This is a genomic window from Geosporobacter subterraneus DSM 17957, assembly GCF_900142145.1.
GTDB classification, from domain to species: Bacteria; Bacillota; Clostridia; order Peptostreptococcales; family Thermotaleaceae; genus Geosporobacter; species Geosporobacter subterraneus.
Window position 1 is genome coordinate 1 of the sequence record NZ_FQZV01000005.1, and the last position, 18,040, is coordinate 18,040.

Genomic DNA, 18,040 nt, shown 5'->3' on the forward strand with positions numbered 1-18,040 from the left:
TGGAGAATTTCATCAAGGAATGTAAGAACGGTTTTGATTTTTCATCTACCAGTAGCCGTGACAAGGTGGTGAATGCAAATCGACTGCAGCTTCATGTGCTGGCGTATAACTTGTTTAATTTGTTTCGGCGGTTGGTTCTTCCTGTAAGTATGAGGAAAATGCAGATCGATACCATCCGCTTAAAGTTGATCAAGATTGCATCAAAGATAATCCGATCAGCAAGATATATTACATTCAAACTTTGTAGCAGCTGCCCATATAAAGAGGAATTCTACGAAACCTTTGAAAACATAAGGCGACTCCCAAAGTTTGAATAGCAAAAACAGTGAACCTTGGCAATTTCAAAACGGCAAAAACAACCCAAAAACAACTATTACGGGATAAGTCTACCCTTTTTTAGGAACTTTTTCCTTTATATAGATTTTTAAAACTGATAAAACTCAATTTTGAGGGTCTAAATTCATTTTTTAGATCTTCATGAATAATTCAGGTTAATGAATACTTGGTTAAATCAGATATTAAAGTACTTTTTTATTTTAATTCATGCGTTTATTTTTTTTTGCATTCATATTGATATTGACTATCATTGTCAAAGAATGTACAATCTAAATGAAAATATTTTTCAAATAACATAAATTTGCAAGGAGGACAATAAAGTGGTAGGAAAAGGCAAAGGTATCAAGATAATGGCCTATATAATGTTATGCTCAATATTTCTTAACTTATTTTCTAGCCTTATGCCAGTACAAGTTGTTTTTGCCGACGAATTTGAAGGGGCGGAAACGATTATTGAAATGAATCAGGAGGAGGAAGGTCACTTTCAGGAATCTTTCCTAGAGGAAACTGAAGAAAGACTAGGAGATAACGCGGATCTGCTTGATGTTTTTTTAGATGAAGGCGTACTCAATCCATCTTTTAACAGCAATATTACTGAGTATCAGGTGGAAGTAGACTACGATGTAACCTCCGTAGAAATAAGGGCGGTCTTGGCTGATCAAAAAGCAATACTGGAGATCAACGGTACATATCAGGATAGTGGAGTAGCTCGTAATATAGCTTTAAATGTTGGGTACAACATAATCAGCATCCATATTATAGCTGAAAATGGGATCGTGGAAAAGATTTATACTATTGAGATCGAGAGAGCGGAGCCTGTAATTTTAAATCAAATGGCATCTATGGAAGGTTCGGCCGATGAAGTACTGCAGGTTGCTGCAGGCAACAATCATTCCTTAGGATTAAAGGGAGACGGAACGGTATGGGCATGGGGAAATAACGAAAACGGTCGTTTAGGAAACGGTACAACTGCCCAGAGCGAGACACCTGTTCAAGTTAGTGACCTGACAGAGGTAATCGCCATTGCAGCAGGAAACGGACACAGCATTGCCCTAAAAGCCGATGGAACAGTCTGGACCTGGGGGAAAAACGATAAGGGGCAGTTGGGAGACGGTACTACAACGCAGAAAACAACACCTGTTCAGGTCAGCGGATTAACCAACATTAAGGCCATCGCCGCAGGCCACAACCATTCCATAGCTCTAAAAGCCGATGGAACAGTCTGGGCATGGGGAAACAATGAAAAAGGGCAGCTGGGTGATAACAGTACCAGCCAAAGAAATACACCGGTTCAAGTACGAAAGGGAGTAACGGTCAGTGAGGATGCATTCCTGCAGGGAGTCATCGCTATTGCAGCGGGGAAAGACCACAGTGTGGCCTTGAGAGAGGATGAGAAGGTATACACCTGGGGAAATGGAGGCAATGGAATACTAGGCAACGGGTCCACTTCCTCCAGCAATACGCCGGTACAGGTAAATACGCTGACCGAAGTTATCAGCATTAGTGCCCAGGGTGAGCACACCATGGCCTTAAGGAGAAATGGAAGCCTATGGACTTGGGGAAAGAATGACAAGGGACAGTTGGGAGATGGGTCCACCACTAACCGAACAGCTCCTGTTCAGGTATCCGGGCTGACAAATATAGTAAAAATAGCAGCCGGTAACAATTTCTCATCGGTACTAAAGACCGACGGAACAGTCTGGACCTGGGGAAATAACGAAAAGGGCCAACTGGGAGACGGCACCACTGCTCAGAAAAACACACCGGTACAGGTTCTAAAGGGAAACAGTGAAAGTACAGATCAGTTTCTACAGGAAATAGTAGATATCTCCGCAGGGAACAACTATGTGTTAGCAGTAAAGAGCAATCAAACAGTATGGGCATGGGGAGATAACGGCAACGGACGACTGGGAGACGGAACTACAACCCAGCAAAACACTCCGGTGATGAACCTCCTAATGGACAACGGGGGATCGCTCCCTGAGCTGCCGGAATGGATATTAGAGGACGATGTAGAGATTGAAAGCACTTATCAGATGTCAGAAGCTCTTTCTTCCTTTGTGACAAGCTTAGAATTTGCATTGTTAGAAAATATAACCGATTTACTTGATCCTAAATATATCACGCAGCCACCTGCAGAGGAGCCGCAAAGTCCAGGTCAACAGCCGGAAAACCCAGTTGAAGAACCGCAAAATCCAGGAGAGCAGCCACAGAACCCGGGAAATTCAACGGAAAAAGAGGATTCTTCAAACAGTAAGGACAATGCACCAAAAAATTCATCAAAGCAAAATCATCTTGTGGAGATCATTAATGACAAAAATGAATTCCGAGGACAGATTGATCCACAAGCACTTAAAGAGGCAGTAGCACGAATGATGGATAAAGCTGCGGTTGAAGTAGAAATCGTGAAAATAAATGGTAAAGCGCTGCTTACGCTAGGAGCGGACAGCTTGAAGATATTGATGGAAAATAAGGCATCACTGATCATCCATACTGAAGAGACTAGTTATGTCATCCCCCACAATCTTTCAACACTTAATAAATTAAGTGCCGAGAAAGGGGACATACAAGCACTTAATATTATTATGGAAAAGGCAGCCCTGCCGCCCAGCAGTACAGAGGGACATAAAATTCTGACCAATCCGGTAAGGTTTCATGTAGAGGCAGTCTTTGCCCGTGAAACTATTGAGTTAAAGCACTTTGGAAACCAGTATATTGAGAGAAGAATTGTGTTAAATGGCACTGTAGATCCACGCAGGGCGGTAGGTGCTGTTTGGGAAAATAATGATTGGAAGCCGGTTCCCACGACCTTCCTTCAGGAAAACGGAAAAACCGTTGCAGTGATAAAACGGAATGGAAACAGTATCTATACAGTTATAGAACATGATAAAACCTTTGAGGATATCAGCAGCCACTGGGCGAAGAGCAATATTGAACTGCTGGCTTCCAAAAAAGTAGTGAAGGGAATGGAAGAAAATAAGTTTCTTCCAAACAGCAATGTCACCCGGGCGCAGTTTGTAACGATGCTGATGGGAAGCCTGGGCTATAAGGATGATGACAGTATAATAAAGCCATTTAAGGATGTCCAAACTGGCAGCTGGTATGAAAAGAACGTTTATGCCGCAATGAAGCTTGGAATCGTTACAGGTTACGCTGATGGAACCTTTAAGCCTAACAAAGAAATTACCCGGGAAGAAATGGCTGTCATGATCGCTAAAACTATAGAGGTATTAAAAGGATTGGATAGGCCTACGACTTCTTCTAGAATCGCCGACAGAGATCAGATTAGCCCATGGGCACAAATACCTGCTGAGGCTGCCATTGACCTTGGCATCATGAAGGGCTATGCAGATCAATCCTTTAAACCTCAGAATAGAGCGACAAGGGCAGAAGCGGTGACTGTGTTTAAGAACATGATGGAGCACTTAGAGTTTATTGCACAATAACAAGGAATAAGGGGATGTGAAGACCATGAAGATATCCAGACGGGATTTTATAAAATGGATGACTGCTTCAGCCACTGTGTTGGGAATGGGAAAGGTACAGCTGGAGCAGGCAACCCATGTGCTAGCAAATATGGATTACACACCAGTGATTTGGATACAGGCAGCCGGTTGCTCCGGCTGCACCATCTCATTTTTAAATATGGTAGAAAAAGATAGCGACGGCGTTCCTACAGTGGACAAGATGCTGACGGAGCATATAGATCTAAAATATCACAGTACTTTAATGGCGGCTGCTGCAAAGGACGCTATGGAACAGGCCAATCCAGAAGTGCAAATGATAAAAAATAATTACATACTCATTGTGGAAGGGGCCATACCTACAGCCCAAGAGGGAATTCACTGCATCATAGGGGAGAAGAACCATCAGCCATGGACAGCACTGCAGGCAGTAAGGGAGTTGGCAGCTGATGCAAAGCATATTATAGCTATTGGTACCTGTGCAGCTTTTAGAGGGGTAGCGGGTGCCGGCAGCAATTCTACCGCCGTAAGATCTGTTGAAGAAGTATTGGGAAGCGGCTATAAAAGTAAAATAGTGAATCTGCCTGGCTGCCCTGTACATCCTTATATCATTGGTGAGACAATCATCAAGCTTATAGCAGGAATACCAGTAACCAAGGATAGCAAAAACAGGCCATTGGGATTATATTCGGAAAAAAAGCTTCATGACAAGGTAAATGATATCAATAACTGTCCGTTAAAGGGGTTGTCCAAAACAAGCAAGCTGGGTGTATGCGGCAATTGTTTCGACAATATGGGATGCAAAGGGAAAGATGATGAAACGAGGAGTACCTGCTATACAAGATATTGGGGAATAGATTGGAATAACAGAAAGGGCTGCTTTGGTACGGGGAATATGTGTATTGGCTGCTCCAGCTCGAACTTCCCATTTAGTAAGATATATAATTAGTCATCAGTTATTTACAGGAAGGAAGGAATGCTGAATGAAGATCAAATTGGATCCAGTGACCCGATTAGAGGGGCACATGAAAATAGAAGTAGAAGTGGACAGCAATAAGAAGGTTACTGCAGCAAAAAGCACCGGCAATATGTTTCGGGGTTTTGAAAATATATTAAAAGGGAGAGATCCTAGGGATGCAGTCCATCTTACCCAGAGAATTTGCGGACTGTGCCCTGTATCCCACGGCATTGCATCGGTAAAGGCTCTGGAGGCATCCAGAAACTTCAAGCCCACAGGGCAGGCACGGCTGCTTCGGAACCTGATTCAGGGTGGTAACTATATTGCGGATCATATCCTCCACTTTTATCATTTAACTCTGCTGGATTATATCCAAGGACCCAATCGATCTCCCTGGAAAACCAGCTATGACACAGACATGCGATTTTCTCAATCTGCCAGTGAAGAAATGTTTGACCATTACCTAAAGGCACTGGAAATCAGGCGAAAAGCCCATGAAATGGTGTCACTCTTTGGGGGAAAAATCCCTCATGTCATGTCCATTATGCCCGGTGGCGTCACTAAATCGCCCACCGCCTCCGAAATCAGTGATTATAAACGGCTATTAGGAGAGGTAAGAAGCTTTGTAGACGGTCAATATCATGAGGATGTGCAAAAGCTGGCATCGGTATATAAGGATTATTTTCAGATTGGAGAAGGCTATCGCAATTTCATCTCCTTCGGGGTATTTGAGCTAGAAGGTTCTTCCAGCCCTAATTTGCTCTATCGAAGCGGACGATATACGGATGGACAATATATGAGTGTGGAACCCAGAAGGATCACAGAAGACATCAAGTATACCTGGTATGAGGGTAAAGAAAGATCAGAACTAAGAGATGATAATACCAGTCCAAGCTTAAATAAAGCTAATGCTTACTCGTGGATCAAAGCTCCAAGGTATTTGGATATTCCCCATGAGGCCGGACCTCTGGCAAGAGCTTGGATCAATGGAGACTACCGCAAGGGAGTCTCTGTGATGGACAGGCATGTGGCAAGAATGCTGGAAACAAAAAAAGTTGCCAATGCATTGTCTCTATGGATCAATGAACTGAATGCCGGCGGACAAGAGTATGATTCAGCTTTACATGCTGGCTACAGTACTGGTGAGGGAATAGGTGTGACAGAAGCCCCTCGGGGAGCATTGGTACATTATGTAAGGTATAAGAGTCAAAGAATAGAGAATTATCAAGTGGTAACGCCTACTTGCTGGAATGTATCCCCCAAGGATAATAATGATCGAATGGGGCCTTTGGAAAAAGCCTTGATAGGGGTTCAAATACAGGATATAAATAATCCCATTGAACTGATGCGGATTATTCATTCTTACGATCCATGTACTGCCTGCGCCGTACATATCATGACGCCGGAAGGAAAAATAGAAAATAAATTTATCGTATCTACACCAGGTTTGTAGAGAGGGCCTATGTGGAGGTCAATGAAAAAGTCGAGTAGTAAGGTTGTCATCCTGAGCGCAGCGAAGGATCTGGGGATTTAATCGCTTTTAAAGATTCTTCATTTCACTACGTTTCATTCAGAATGACAAACTCTGAACTTTTTCAGTGGCCTCCCCCTGTGCCGTTCCGAAATGCTATAGATAGACTTGCACAACAAGGAGAAATACATGAAAAAAACAGCAGTAGTGGGAATCGGAAATATATTGCTGAAGGATGACGGCGTTGGCATTCACATACTGAAGCATATTGAGGAAGCAGCCTGGAGCCGGGATATAACCTTGGTTGACGGGGGAACCTGTATCTTTGATTTACTGGATGTGTTTGTAAAGCATGAGAAAGTGGTGATTATCGATAGTATAAAGGGAGGACATGCTCCGGGTACCATTTATAGGCTAACCCCTGAAGAACTGGGAAGCTTTGTGAAAGCTACTACTTCTTTACATGATGTTCAGGTGTTAGATTTGCTGCAGAATGTAAATTATATGGGGTATTTTCCGAAGGTAATGATTATTGGAATAGAACCGGAAGAGATTTGTTTTGACCTAAGCTTATCGAAGACGATAAAGGGACAATTACCCAGGATGATAGAAGTTTTAAAAACTGAAATACTTGAAGAAAAGAGTGAAAAAAGTGCATGAAGTTTCCATCACAGCGGACTTGTTTGAAATTATTGAAGAAAATATAACCCTGCATAAGTTGAACAAAATCAGCAAGGTGGGATTAAAAATAGGAGAAATGACCTGTTTGGAGGAAAGTGCCCTGCGCTTTTCCTTTGAAGCCTTTTCGAAAGATACAGCTGTGGAAGGGGCTGAGCTGATAATAGAAAGAGTAAAAGCTACGGCGCTGTGCAGCCAATGTGGGGATGTATACGGAATAAGCTTCTACAATAAAATTTGTCCCCAATGCAGCAGTTTCAGCAATGATGTAGTAACAGGCTATGAATTGTTCATTGATACTCTGGAGGGAGAATAGCATGAAACAGATACAAGTAAAAAAGAATATCCTGCAAAGCAATGATGATCTTGCAGAAAAAAACAGAGTTATCTTGGAGGAAAAAGGTGTCTTTACTATAAACCTCTTGGGATCTCCCGGAGCGGGAAAAACTTCCGTGCTGGAGCAATTGATCGGCAATATGAAGGCATCTACAGGTATGGCCGTCATCGAAGGAGATTTATATACCACAAAGGATGCCGAACGCATTGAAGCACAGGGTATTCCGGTAATACAGGTGAACACCGGGGGGGCTTGCCACCTGGACGCTGCAATGATTTCAGAAGCTTTGCATCATTTGGATCTGGAAAAGATTCGTTTTTTAGTGATTGAAAATGTAGGCAATCTGGTATGCCCTGCATCCTATGATCTGAGTGAGGATATGAGAATAACCGTTCTGAGTATTACCGAGGGCAATGACAAGCCATTAAAATATCCTTCCATGTTTCAAAGATCCGATGTACTTATCGTAAATAAGATGGATTTAATTCAATTTACCAATTTTTCCATGGAAGAGCTTTATCGGGATATAAGATCATTAAATGAAGATATGAAAATTTTTGAAGTATCCTGCAGGACAGGAGAAGGGTTTTACGACCTGTGTCGTTTCTTAAAACAAAGTGCTATGAATAAAGGAGGACAAAAAGATGCCTAGTTTAGGATTATCAGAATTGATTGTAATATTGGTGATTGCATTGGTAGTGTTTGGGCCCAAAAAGCTCCCGGAGATCGGAAAGGCTTTAGGTTCTTCTATCAAAGAATTTAAGAAGGCGGCTGTTGAAATCTCAAAAGACACTGAAGAAAAGCAGTAAAGATCCAGGGGGAAGGGTTATGACAAAAAAAGAAGAGATGGATATCCTAGACCATCTGGATGAGTTGAGAAGGCGGATTATTATATGCCTATTGGCAGTTATGATATGTTCAGTCCTAGCCTACATGAAGGCTCCAGAGATTATAGGAATCCTAAAAGCGCCTTTAGGAGATATAGACCTAGTCTTTATTACTCCGGCGGAAGGGTTTATGACAAGAATAAAGGCAGCATTCTTCGGAGGAGTGGTTTTTGCCAGTCCGTTGATATTTCTGCAGACCATGCTGTTTATCGCACCGGCACTCTACAAGAAAGAAAAAATAATCCTTTTTTCATGCCTGCCCTTTGTGGTACTGCTTTTTGGAAGCGGTATATTTTTTGGTTATCAGTTTTTGCTGCCCATGACCCTTCAATATTTGCTAAGCTTTGGAGATGGATTAATGGCACCTATGCTTTCAGCCAGCAAATATTTTTCCTTTGTGACCGGTTTTACCTTGGGTCTAGGTCTAGTATTCGAACTGCCTATGGTTTTATTGATGCTGTCAAGATTTGGAATTATAAATTATAAAATGCTGGCAAAGAATCGAAAGTACATGATTCTTCTTATCGCCGTTGTCAGTGCTTTGATTACACCTCCAGACGCCATTAGTCAGCTGGCAGTAGGGCTGCCGCTTCTATTCCTTTTCGAGCTAAGCTTAAGTCTGATGTTTATTTTTTACAAAATCACACAACGCAGGAGTATAAATACGAATGAGGAACTATAGAAGGTTTATTAAAGTAACGGGGATTGTTCAAGGGGTAGGCTTTAGACCCTTTGTATATAGAATAGCCCTAGAGGAACATTTGAAGGGATGGGTAAACAATACGGCTGCAGGTGTACTCATTGAAGTGGAAGGAAGCCTAGAAAATCTGGAGGCCTTCCAAAAAAAATTGATAGCAGAAGCTCCCCCTCTATCGAAGGTGGAGGAAATAACCGTAAAAGAACTTCCTTTCTTTGGATATGATTCCTTTGGCATTGAGAAAAGTAATGGGAGTGATGCTGTGGTGACCCTTATTTCACCGGATGTATCCATTTGCTCCCAATGTAAGGAGGATATTAATAATCCTGACAATCACCGCTTTGGTTACCCTTTTACTAATTGTACCAACTGTGGACCGAGGTTTTCGATCATTCAGCAGCTGCCCTATGACCGGGAAATGACCACCATGAAAAGTTTTCCCATGTGCGGAAAGTGCAGGGAGGAATATGAAAATCCTCTTGACAGAAGATTTCACGCTCAGCCGAATGCTTGTCCTGACTGCGGACCAAAGGTGTGGTTAACGGACCAAAGGGGCAATCCCATCGATACTCAGGATCCTATAAGAGAAGCTCGCCTAAGATTAAAGGCAGGAGCGATTATTGGACTGAAGGGATTAGGCGGTTTTCAGTTGGTATGTGATGGGAAAAAGCCGGCGGCGGTTCAGATATTAAGGGAAAGAAAAAGGCGGCCATGGAAGCCTTTTGCCTTAATGATGCGAGATTTAAAAACTATAGGTCGCTATTGCCATGTCAGTGAAAAGGAAGAAGAGATCCTCACCGGGATTCAAAAACCTATTCTTTTACTGGATAAAAAAAATGAGGAGCTTCCTGAAAGCATTGCACCTAAACAAAATAGATTAGGTATTATGCTGCCCTATACACCCCTGCACCATCTTTTGTTTGATGACAGCCTAGAGGTGCTGGTGATGACCAGCGGTAATATCAGTGGCTTGCCTATCGAATATAAAAATGAGGAAGCAATTTTGCGGTTAGGCGAAATTGTGGATTATTTCTTATTACATAACCGGGAAATCCATATCCCTGTAGATGATTCTGTATCTCGGGTAGTATTAGGAAAGGAACGGCTGATTCGGAGATCCAGAGGATACGCACCGATTCCTATGAAAATAGAAGGCATAGAGGAAATCCTTGCCTGCGGCTCTCATTTAAAGAATACTTTTTGCATTTCAAAAAAGGATATGGCTTTTTTGGGTCAGCATATCGGCGATTTAGAGAACCTGGAAACCTATCAGCATTTTCAGGTTTGCGTGGATCACTTCAAAGCAGTTTATGGTATAAAGCCCAAAATGATTGCCCATGACCTTCACCCCGAGTATCTATCTACCCTATATGCTGAAAATGAAGAGGGTTATAAAGAGGCTATACAACACCATCATGCCCATGTAGCCAGCTGCATGGCTGAACATGGCATCGAGGAGCCTGTAATCGGGATCGCTTATGATGGTACAGGCTATGGTACAGACGGAAAAATTTGGGGTGGAGAATTTTTGTTGTGCAATTATGATGATTTTCAACGGGTAGGGCGCTTGAACTATATGAAAATGCCCGGTGGAGAAGCTGCAATAAAGGAACCGTGGAGAATGGCGCTTAGTCAGCTATACGCCCTCGAAAAAGAAGACTTTAGGCTGCCTCAGACCATGGATGTGCCTGTAGAGGACATGAAGGGTGTTATTCAATTGTTAAGATCTAAAATAAATTCTCCCGAGACTTCCAGTATGGGAAGACTATTTGACAGTGTAGCCGGACTGCTCGGGATATCCAAAACCATCACCTATGAAGCTCAGGGAGCCATTGAACTGGAAGGGGTTGCTGATCTGAGTGAAGCCGTTTCCTATTCTTATAAAGTAGAAATGCTGGATGGGTGCTATGTAGTGAATACGCTAAAAATGTTTGAGGAGATACTTGGAGACATAGAAAAGGGAACAGCCCTTTCAAAGATTGCCGGAAGATTTCATAAAACCGTTATTTGCTTTACCCTTGAACTTTGCTGTACAATTCAGAAAAGTTTCGGGATTTCAAAAGTCGTTCTTAGCGGAGGGGTATTTCAAAATGAAATTCTGCTGGAGGGAATTTATTCCCACCTATCTGAGCAAGGATTCCAGGTATATACCCACGAACAAATTCCCTGCAATGACGGCGGGGTTGCATTAGGGCAGTTAGTCATTGCCAATCGGCGGATGAAGAGAGGAGAAAATCATTCATGTGTGTAGCAGTTCCTGTTGAAATTGTAAAAATAGATGGCACAGAAGCCTGGGTAAATTTCGGCGGTGTCCAAAAAATGGTAAGTATAGCGTTGGTAGAAGATGTAAAGGTAGGAGATTATGTGCTTTTGCATGCAGGTTGCGCTGTTTCACGGCTTGATCGGAAGGAAGCAGAAAAAACCTTGGAGCTTTTTAAAGCTTATACAATGATGCAAAAAGAATAAGGCAGGTGTAAAGTCTTGAAGTATTTAACTGAGTTTAGGGATCCTGCTTTAACGAAGACCCTCATTCAAAAAATAGAAAAAAAAGCAATTCAAGAAGTTATTATTATGGAAGTGTGTGGAACCCATACCATGTCGATTTTTAAAAGCGGTCTTCGGGGGCTTTTACCACCTCAAGTTCGTTTAATATCGGGGCCAGGTTGTCCTGTATGTGTTACGCCCCAAAGCTACATTGATACGGCAATACAGTTGACAGAGAGACAGGATGTTATTCTTACCGCCTTTGGAGATATGCTGCGGGTTCCTGGTACAGAAGGCTCATTAATGGCACAAAAATCAAAGGGAAGGGATGTACGGATGGTCTATTCCCCTATGGATGCAGTTCAACTGGCATTGGACAATCCCCATAAAGAAGTAGTATTTTTAGCTGTTGGTTTTGAAACTACCGCACCAGCCATCGCTTTAAGTGTAGATCAAGCAAAAAAAGCAGACATCCATAACTATTCTATTTTGCAATCGATCAAGACGATGCCCAATACGATGGAAGCCCTGGTAGTGGAGGAAGATATCCAAATCCATGGATTCCTTTGTCCCGGTCATGTAAGTGCTGTGATCGGTGTAAAGCCCTATCGGTTTTTGTCAGAAAAATATGGGTTGCCCGCAGTAATAGCAGGCTTTGAATCTTTAGATATTCTTATGGGCATTTATCATATTCTTGATATGATGGACAAAAAAGACTATAAGGTAGTAAATGAATATACCAGATTGGTTTCAGAAGAAGGCAACCTTAAAGCATTAGAAATGATAACAAAGATATTTGAAGTGACAGCCAGTGTCTGGAGAGGTTTAGGATCTATTGAAGGTACCGGGTTAAAGCTTAAGCAGGAATATGAAAATTATGACACGGTAAAAAAGCTTGGAATCCAAATGGCATCAGAACAGCCTGTCAAGGGCTGCATTTGCGGAGAGATCTTAAAAGGCAAAGCTTGTCCTTTAGATTGCAGGCTTTTCTCAACAGCTTGCACGCCAGAAAATCCGGTGGGAGCTTGTATGGTATCGGAGGAAGGTACCTGTGCCGCTTATTATAAATATGGCGAATTCCGGGATTAGGAATAAAAATTGAACAAGAAATTAAATTTTAAAAAAGGCAGGATAAAGATATGGAACTTATTACACTAGCCCACGGCAGCGGGGGTAAGTCAAGCCACCAACTGATTGAAGGTCTTTTTTATAAATACTTTCGAAATGATATCCTGGAGCAAAGAAACGACGCATCTGTTCTTCCAGAGATTTTAGGGAGGATTGCAGTATCTACAGATTCCTTTGTCATCCATCCTGTTTTTTTTCCAGGCGGGGATATTGGAAAGCTTTCCGTTTATGGCACAGTCAATGATTTGGCTATGAGTGGCGCAAAACCTCTTTATATTACTGCTGCTTTCATTATTGAAGAAGGTTTTCCGCTGAAAGACTTGGAAAAAATCGTAGCTTCTATGAGTGAAGCAGCTAAGGCTGCAGAGGTGAAAATCATCGCAGGGGATACGAAGGTAGTAGAAGCAGGGAGTGCAGATCAGATTTATATCAATACCACAGGAATTGGAATTCTGCCCAAGGATATGAACATAGGGGGACAGAATGCCAAGGGAGGGGATAAGATCCTGGTCAGCGGAACACTGGGAGATCATGGTACTGCAATCATGGCCCTGAGAAAGGGTTTTGAATTTGTTACGGATTTAGAAAGTGACTGCGGGCTGCTCAGCGGGATGATTCAGGAAATACTTCAAGCAGGAGCAGATATAAAAGTTTTACGGGATCCTACCCGTGGAGGCTTGGCAGCTACCTTAAATGAGATCTCTCAGCAAAGCAAAGTGGGAATGCTGTTGGAGGAAGGGGCTATTCCTGTTAAACAAGCAGTAAGGAGCTTATGTGAAATACTAGGTTTGGATCCTCTATATATTGCTAATGAAGGAAAACTACTTGTCATTGCGGCGGAAGAGGATGCAGAACGGGTGCTGGCAGTTATGAAAAATCATCCTCTGGGAAAAGATGCAGCAATGATTGGGACAGTAATGGATTCTCCAAAAGGACAGGTTTATCTAAAAACAGAAATTGGTGGCACAAGGATTCTACATATGCCTGCAGGAGAGCTTTTGCCTAGGATTTGCTAGGGGATGGATAAAAAATAAAAAAATATAAGGAGATGAATACCCATGTGTATGGAAAGTCCGTTAGTTGGATTATTTAGAAGACTGTCAAAGGAAGACTATCATAATATTATAGAAGGCCTAGAATCAGTATTAGCTGATGAAAAGGACTGTCAAAAAGCAGAGAGTGTTCAACAAACGCTGTCAAAGATGAGAGATATATTGATAGAATATGAGAGTCAATAGACCTATGTCATTTAAAGCATAATAAGTGAAGCCAAGATAATGCAGTCAGCAGCAGTCCCATAAAAACTCAAAAAGATTAAAGAGCTATTCAAGCTCGAACGATACGAAAACAGTTCGGGCATGATGGCTCTTTAATCTTTTTCTCTTAAAAGCTTACGTACTTCGTCCTTAGCATTTTTAAAATCTCGAAACTTATTTAAAATATCAGGATTCTCCTCTAGAAAACTTAGAAAATCTGCAATACATATTTGTGTTTCTTTGCTGATGGTATGTTCAATTTTTTCTGTTTCCTCTAGAAGTGACGCTGTAACGCCTATAGATTTAAGAAAAGTTGCTACAATATTATGACGGCTTAAAAGAAGACTGCCTTCCAATTTACCTAGTCCAGTAAGTCGAATTACGCCATATTTTTCATAGTGAACTAAACCAAGTTCAGCCAGCTTTTGGATCATTCTAGTGACAGAAGGAGGCTGAACATGCAGCATATTTGAAAGCTCCTGTATCCGTGTAAAGCCAGTTTCCATAGAAAGTCTATAAACCATCTCCAGATAATCCTCCATGGAAGGTGTCAGTGGAACATTCTCTTTTCTGATAGATTCGCTGAAGGTAAAAAAGTCTTCCTTCATGGCATCACCCTCTTTATAAAATAGAACCTTAGTTTAAGATATGCATAATGAATTTAAATCATGAGAGGTGTAACCAATGCTCCCATACATTCATAGCATGTATAGAGGAAAAGTTAGCTTAGGGTAAATCTTTTAGGAGGGGGAAAAAGTCATGGATGAAAATTTATTGATTGCATTTGCATTTACAACCTTTGCAGGGTTATCTACAGGAATTGGAAGCTTAATCGCTTTATTTATAAAAAAAACAAATAAGAAGTTTCTTTCTGTTGCCTTAGGCTTTTCAGCAGGAGTCATGATCTATGTATCCATGATAGAAATTTTTTTTAAGGCACAGGAATCCTTAGTAGAGGAATTAGGGGAAAAGATGGGGTCATGGATTACAGTGGCAGCTTTTTTTGGAGGAATGTTCTTCATCAGTTTGATAGACAAATTCATTCCGTCACCGGAAAGTGTAAAGGAAATTGACACGATTGAAGAAATGATAGAGGATGACACGAAGAAAGAAATAAAAGATAAGAAAAAGCTATTGAGAATGGGTGTATTCACTGCCCTAGCCGTAGGGATTCACAACTTCCCAGAAGGCTTTGCAACCCTTATTTCTGCGCTTAAAGACCCTGCCTTGGGCCTAAGTATTGCTATTGCTATAGCGATTCACAATATTCCTGAAGGGATTGCTGTTTCTGTACCTATCTATTACGCTACAGGCAGTCGAAAAGAAGCTTTTAAATATTCCTTTCTTTCGGGGATCGCAGAGCCTGTTGGAGCCATTGTGGGCTACTTAATTCTGGCACCCTTTATGACAGAGGCTGTATTTGGTATTGCATTTGCAGCGGTTGGCGGTATTATGGTTTTCATATCCTTAGATCAACTTTTACCTGCAGCCAGAGAATACGGCGATCACTTTCTCTCTGTGTACGGCTCTATTGCAGGGATGATTGTTATGGCGGTAAGCTTGGTTTTGCTAATCTAGACGGTTTATAGGTAATGCTATTACAATCAAATATATTCATGTAGGGGCAGGCCTTGTGTCTGCCCCTTTTTCGGAACTGTGAGGGCACAGTTCCCTACGTAAACATAAGACAGGAAGGTAGGGATCGACGCCCTCGTCGATCGAAAGATAGATTAAAATCAAGAAAGGCGTCGATCCCTACACTTCCTTTGAGATTGTAAAAAGTCTTAGTGTTTATGGGCGTGATGCAGATCCGGTGTATGTGGATGGGCATGGACCAGCCTTTCATAGATATGGGGATGGACATGTTCACCCTCGATCAGTGTCTCGTGATCATGATCGTGGTGTCCATCGGAGTGACTGTGTCTGTGTTCATGTTCCATATTTGTATGTTCATGATCATGCCTTTCCATCACAGCAAAATATGTTCCTGCAATCATAATCATAGAGGCAATCACAAAAGAAAGGGTAATCGGCTCGGATAAGACTATAAAATATATGCCTACACCGATAAAGGGCGCTACTGCATAATATGTACTGGTTCTTGCTGCCCTTAGGTGTCCTTGGGCTTTTACATAAAGGAGTATACCTAAGCCATAAGCGAGACTTCCCAACAGCAGTGATAATAAGATATATCCAAGGTGCCATGAAAGTTCATTTGCAAAGCCAGTAATCAGCAAAGCCCCAAAGCCCTAAAGCCCTAAAGCCTAATGCCAGACCCTTAATGATCACAATTTATAATGGACCTTCAAGGACAAATTTCTGGTACAGTTATTCTCAAATCCCCAGGAGATGCAGGCGAGGAGAACAAGAATCGAGTCCATTAAAAAGGAAAGGCTGGTAAAATCACTTACAGAAAGAATTATACTGGACAGGGTAATCAGTATAATCGAAAGCCACAGACGCCGATCGATAGGTTCCTCAAAGATTACCAGGGCAAAACAGAAGTTGCAACGATTTCAAAGTTTATCAGCAAGGAAGCATTTGCAGATGTGGTCATGGTGAGCCCAAGCATTAGGAACATAGGAGCCATGATATCCAATACAATCATGAGGATGACATAGGGCAAATCCTTCTTAGCTAGTTCTGCCTCCATGCGCTCAAATCTAAAAATATGTAATGTGCACAGAAAGCTTAAGGGTTTTATAGCTGCTATAAATGGAAAACTATTCCTATCCACTTACACTACATTTTACAAAAATATGAGCATAGATTCTGTTGTGATAACCATACTATAATTGAAATCTTTTAAAGGAGGTGTCATAAATGGGAAAAGCTAAACAACAGGTTGATCAATGTATGTCTACAGTACAAGGTGCTGTTGGCACTTTACAGCAAGCGCTTGGATCAGCAGAAAAGCAAGACAATAAGAATAGAATTCAACAAGCAATCAACTCATTGAATTCTGCAATGCAACAATTATCTGGGTTCCAAGACTAGTACAGCACCAGTATGAATGGATTATTCTATGAAGCAAAACACCTTGTCTGTGCAAAGACAAGGTGTTTTAATATGCAAATAAATAAATATTACAAAAACATATTGGCATTTGCCAAAAACAGCAGTATAATATAAATGGCAAATGCTAATAATTATTGGCGGAGGGATGTGTATGGACATACAAAAAGAAAAAACCAATCAATTTACAAACATTAAAAATATCATTGCAGTGATGAGTGGTAAAGGAGGGGTAGGGAAGTCTTCCGTAACATCATTAATGGGGGTCACTTTAAAAAATAAGGGGTACAAGGTAGGGATACTGGATGCAGATATTACAGGTCCCAGTATACCGAAGATTTTTGGTGTCAATAAAAAAAGGGCAGTGGGGATGGGGAACGAAATCCTTCCTGTAGAAACGACCACAGGGATCAAGATCATGTCCATTAACCTACTGGTGGATCAAGAGGATGCACCGGTGGTTTGGCGGGGACCATTGGTTGCCAATATGGTTAAACAGTTCTATACCGATGTACTATGGGGAGATCTGGATTATCTGCTGATTGACCTTCCGCCGGGAACTGGAGATGTGCCTTTAACTATCATGCAGTCCTTTGAAATTGATGGCATTGTGATTGTTTCAACACCACAGGATTTAGCAAAACTGATTGTGACCAAATCGATGAATATGGCAAAAATGATGAATGTGCCGATTTTAGGGGTTATTGAAAACATGAGCTACTTCCAGTGCCCTGAATGCAACAAGCGCCACAATGTATTTGGCAGCAGCAATATAGAGGATATGATAAAGGCAATGGATGTGTCTCTAATCGGCAGGATTCCTATTGATCCGGAGCTGGTGGGCTTATGTGACGAGGGGAAAATAGAACTTTACGAAAAAATCAATTTTGCATTTGGAGAAGAGTTTGGGATGCAGATTGAAAATATTTTAGGGGGAATAAAACAATGAAGATTTGTATTTCCAGTACCTCAAATGGAAAGTATTCTATACCCGATGGCAGGTTTGGGAGATGTGCATATTTTGCATTTTATGATACTGAAACCCAAGACTATATTTTCATAGAAAATGATGGCTTACATAGTTCGCAGGGAGCTGGTGTATCTGCAGTACAGACAGTAATGGATGCCCATGCTGATGTAGTTATAACTGGAAGCTTAGGTCCCAATGCAGTTAAGCTGCTGGAGGCGTCAGAGATAGAAGCCTATAAGCTGACAGATGGTAACATCATGGAGCAGATAAAAATGTTTCAGGAAGGAAAACTAAAGCCTATTGATGGTGTAGGCCCAGGAAAAGCAGGTATGAACAATCGATTTAGAAAGGGCTGGTAG

The 18,040-nt window shown here is 41.6% G+C and carries 21 protein-coding genes; 18 read left to right on the plus strand and 3 right to left on the minus strand.

The features are described 5' to 3' along the window. The 14 genes from BUB56_RS01575 to BUB56_RS01640 all read left to right on the plus strand — a co-directional run. Nucleotides 1–317 (plus strand): transposase (locus tag BUB56_RS01575; RefSeq protein WP_190014049.1); only part of this gene is annotated, 317 nt, incomplete at its 5' end. A 339-nt stretch (nt 318–656) separates the two neighbouring features. Then, nucleotides 657–3,782, plus strand: a complete 3,126-nt coding sequence (locus BUB56_RS01580; protein ID WP_110939629.1) for an RCC1 domain-containing protein — start codon at nt 657–659, stop codon at nt 3,780–3,782. A 25-nt stretch (nt 3,783–3,807) separates the two neighbouring features. Continuing rightward, nucleotides 3,808–4,749: an NADH-quinone oxidoreductase subunit B family protein gene (locus tag BUB56_RS01585; RefSeq protein ID WP_110939630.1), complete on the plus strand. Its 942-nt coding sequence runs from the start codon at nt 3,808–3,810 to the stop codon at nt 4,747–4,749. Nucleotides 4,750–4,783: 34 nt separating this feature from the next. Continuing rightward, entirely contained in the window at nt 4,784–6,211 is a 1,428-nt protein-coding gene (locus tag BUB56_RS01590; RefSeq protein ID WP_110939631.1) for a nickel-dependent hydrogenase large subunit, read from the plus strand. Between the two features lie 207 nt (nt 6,212–6,418). Then, nucleotides 6,419–6,889 (plus strand): hydrogenase maturation protease, encoded by a 471-nt coding sequence (locus tag BUB56_RS01595; RefSeq protein WP_110939632.1) that lies wholly within the window; start codon nt 6,419–6,421, stop codon nt 6,887–6,889. Next, the gene (hypA, locus tag BUB56_RS01600; RefSeq protein WP_190014052.1) at nt 6,882–7,223 is read left to right on the plus strand and encodes a hydrogenase maturation nickel metallochaperone HypA; all 342 of its coding nucleotides are present in this window, start codon (nt 6,882–6,884) and stop codon (nt 7,221–7,223) included. The genes BUB56_RS01595 and hypA overlap by 8 nt, the downstream gene beginning before the upstream one ends. Before the next feature lies 1 nt (nt 7,224). Next, nucleotides 7,225–7,896 (plus strand): hydrogenase nickel incorporation protein HypB, encoded by a 672-nt coding sequence (gene hypB, locus BUB56_RS01605; protein WP_110939634.1) that lies wholly within the window; start codon nt 7,225–7,227, stop codon nt 7,894–7,896. After that, on the plus strand, nt 7,889–8,053 hold the full coding sequence (locus tag BUB56_RS01610; RefSeq protein ID WP_069979681.1) for a twin-arginine translocase TatA/TatE family subunit: 165 nt from the start codon (nt 7,889–7,891) through the stop codon (nt 8,051–8,053). The genes hypB and BUB56_RS01610 overlap by 8 nt, the downstream gene beginning before the upstream one ends. A gap of 19 nt (nt 8,054–8,072) precedes the next feature. After that, the gene (tatC, locus tag BUB56_RS01615) at nt 8,073–8,813 is read left to right on the plus strand and encodes a twin-arginine translocase subunit TatC (protein WP_110939635.1); all 741 of its coding nucleotides are present in this window, start codon (nt 8,073–8,075) and stop codon (nt 8,811–8,813) included. Continuing rightward, a complete protein-coding gene (gene hypF, locus BUB56_RS01620; protein WP_110939636.1) occupies nt 8,800–11,079 on the plus strand; it encodes a carbamoyltransferase HypF in 2,280 nt (759 codons plus the stop codon). Before tatC ends, hypF begins: the two co-directional genes overlap by 14 nt. Next, nucleotides 11,070–11,294, plus strand: coding sequence for a HypC/HybG/HupF family hydrogenase formation chaperone (locus BUB56_RS01625; protein WP_110939637.1), 225 nt, complete (start codon nt 11,070–11,072; stop codon nt 11,292–11,294). The genes hypF and BUB56_RS01625 overlap by 10 nt, the downstream gene beginning before the upstream one ends. 15 nt (nt 11,295–11,309) lie before the next feature. Continuing rightward, complete coding sequence (gene hypD, locus BUB56_RS01630; protein ID WP_110939638.1) at nt 11,310–12,401, plus strand: hydrogenase formation protein HypD; 1,092 nt, start codon at nt 11,310–11,312, stop codon at nt 12,399–12,401. Between the two features lie 50 nt (nt 12,402–12,451). Next, nucleotides 12,452–13,456 carry a hydrogenase expression/formation protein HypE gene (gene hypE / locus BUB56_RS01635; protein ID WP_110939639.1) on the plus strand — a complete coding sequence of 335 codons (1,005 nt, stop codon included), beginning with the start codon at nt 12,452–12,454 and terminating at the stop codon, nt 13,454–13,456. A gap of 42 nt (nt 13,457–13,498) precedes the next feature. Next, a complete protein-coding gene (locus BUB56_RS01640) occupies nt 13,499–13,678 on the plus strand; it encodes a hypothetical protein (RefSeq protein WP_110939640.1) in 180 nt (59 codons plus the stop codon). 131 nt (nt 13,679–13,809) lie between these two features. Here the strand turns inward: BUB56_RS01640 and BUB56_RS01645 are convergent, their stop codons facing one another. Further along, nucleotides 13,810–14,304 (minus strand): metal-dependent transcriptional regulator, encoded by a 495-nt coding sequence (locus BUB56_RS01645; RefSeq protein ID WP_110939641.1) that lies wholly within the window; start codon nt 14,302–14,304, stop codon nt 13,810–13,812. Nucleotides 14,305–14,455: 151 nt separating this feature from the next. Here BUB56_RS01645 and zupT point away from each other — a divergent pair, with 151 nt between their 5' ends. Next, nucleotides 14,456–15,274, plus strand: coding sequence for a zinc transporter ZupT (gene zupT, locus BUB56_RS01650; protein ID WP_110939642.1), 819 nt, complete (start codon nt 14,456–14,458; stop codon nt 15,272–15,274). A 206-nt stretch (nt 15,275–15,480) separates the two neighbouring features. Here zupT and BUB56_RS01655 read toward each other — a convergent pair whose 3' ends face one another. Together BUB56_RS01655 and BUB56_RS19265 are read right to left on the minus strand one after the other, a co-directional pair. Beyond that, nucleotides 15,481–15,933: a DMT family transporter gene (locus tag BUB56_RS01655; RefSeq protein ID WP_110939643.1), complete on the minus strand. Its 453-nt coding sequence runs from the start codon at nt 15,931–15,933 to the stop codon at nt 15,481–15,483. Nucleotides 15,934–16,181: 248 nt separating this feature from the next. Continuing rightward, nucleotides 16,182–16,349 carry a hypothetical protein gene (locus BUB56_RS19265; RefSeq protein ID WP_190014054.1) on the minus strand — a complete coding sequence of 56 codons (168 nt, stop codon included), beginning with the start codon at nt 16,347–16,349 and terminating at the stop codon, nt 16,182–16,184. 170 nt (nt 16,350–16,519) lie between these two features. On the opposite strand from BUB56_RS19265, the gene BUB56_RS19270 reads away from it, so the two are divergent. The 3 genes from BUB56_RS19270 to BUB56_RS01665 all read left to right on the plus strand — a co-directional run bounded on the left by BUB56_RS19270 (nt 16,520) and on the right by BUB56_RS01665 (nt 18,040). After that, on the plus strand, nt 16,520–16,693 hold the full coding sequence (locus BUB56_RS19270; protein ID WP_190014056.1) for a hypothetical protein: 174 nt from the start codon (nt 16,520–16,522) through the stop codon (nt 16,691–16,693). A 172-nt stretch (nt 16,694–16,865) separates the two neighbouring features. Continuing rightward, nucleotides 16,866–17,660: an Mrp/NBP35 family ATP-binding protein gene (locus tag BUB56_RS01660; protein ID WP_242946190.1), complete on the plus strand. Its 795-nt coding sequence runs from the start codon at nt 16,866–16,868 to the stop codon at nt 17,658–17,660. Next, the gene (locus tag BUB56_RS01665; RefSeq protein WP_110939645.1) at nt 17,657–18,040 is read left to right on the plus strand and encodes a NifB/NifX family molybdenum-iron cluster-binding protein; all 384 of its coding nucleotides are present in this window, start codon (nt 17,657–17,659) and stop codon (nt 18,038–18,040) included. The genes BUB56_RS01660 and BUB56_RS01665 overlap by 4 nt, the downstream gene beginning before the upstream one ends.

Coding starts and splice junctions, on each gene's coding strand:
- BUB56_RS19270 (WP_190014056.1), top strand. CDS start 16,520: ATGGGAAAAGCTAAACAACAGGTTGATCAATGTATGTCTACAGTACAA.
- BUB56_RS01625 (WP_110939637.1), top strand. CDS start 11,070: ATGTGTGTAGCAGTTCCTGTTGAAATTGTAAAAATAGATGGCACAGAA.
- BUB56_RS01610 (WP_069979681.1), top strand. CDS start 7,889: ATGCCTAGTTTAGGATTATCAGAATTGATTGTAATATTGGTGATTGCA.
- BUB56_RS01590 (WP_110939631.1), top strand. CDS start 4,784: ATGAAGATCAAATTGGATCCAGTGACCCGATTAGAGGGGCACATGAAA.
- zupT (WP_110939642.1), top strand. CDS start 14,456: ATGGATGAAAATTTATTGATTGCATTTGCATTTACAACCTTTGCAGGG.
- BUB56_RS01665 (WP_110939645.1), top strand. CDS start 17,657: ATGAAGATTTGTATTTCCAGTACCTCAAATGGAAAGTATTCTATACCC.
- BUB56_RS01645 (WP_110939641.1), bottom strand. CDS start 14,304: ATGAAGGAAGACTTTTTTACCTTCAGCGAATCTATCAGAAAAGAGAAT.
- BUB56_RS01640 (WP_110939640.1), top strand. CDS start 13,499: ATGTGTATGGAAAGTCCGTTAGTTGGATTATTTAGAAGACTGTCAAAG.
- BUB56_RS19265 (WP_190014054.1), bottom strand. CDS start 16,349: ATGGAGGCAGAACTAGCTAAGAAGGATTTGCCCTATGTCATCCTCATG.
- BUB56_RS01660 (WP_242946190.1), top strand. CDS start 16,866: ATGGACATACAAAAAGAAAAAACCAATCAATTTACAAACATTAAAAAT.
- tatC (WP_110939635.1), top strand. CDS start 8,073: ATGACAAAAAAAGAAGAGATGGATATCCTAGACCATCTGGATGAGTTG.
- hypE (WP_110939639.1), top strand. CDS start 12,452: ATGGAACTTATTACACTAGCCCACGGCAGCGGGGGTAAGTCAAGCCAC.
- hypB (WP_110939634.1), top strand. CDS start 7,225: ATGAAACAGATACAAGTAAAAAAGAATATCCTGCAAAGCAATGATGAT.
- BUB56_RS01585 (WP_110939630.1), top strand. CDS start 3,808: ATGAAGATATCCAGACGGGATTTTATAAAATGGATGACTGCTTCAGCC.
- BUB56_RS01595 (WP_110939632.1), top strand. CDS start 6,419: ATGAAAAAAACAGCAGTAGTGGGAATCGGAAATATATTGCTGAAGGAT.
- hypF (WP_110939636.1), top strand. CDS start 8,800: ATGAGGAACTATAGAAGGTTTATTAAAGTAACGGGGATTGTTCAAGGG.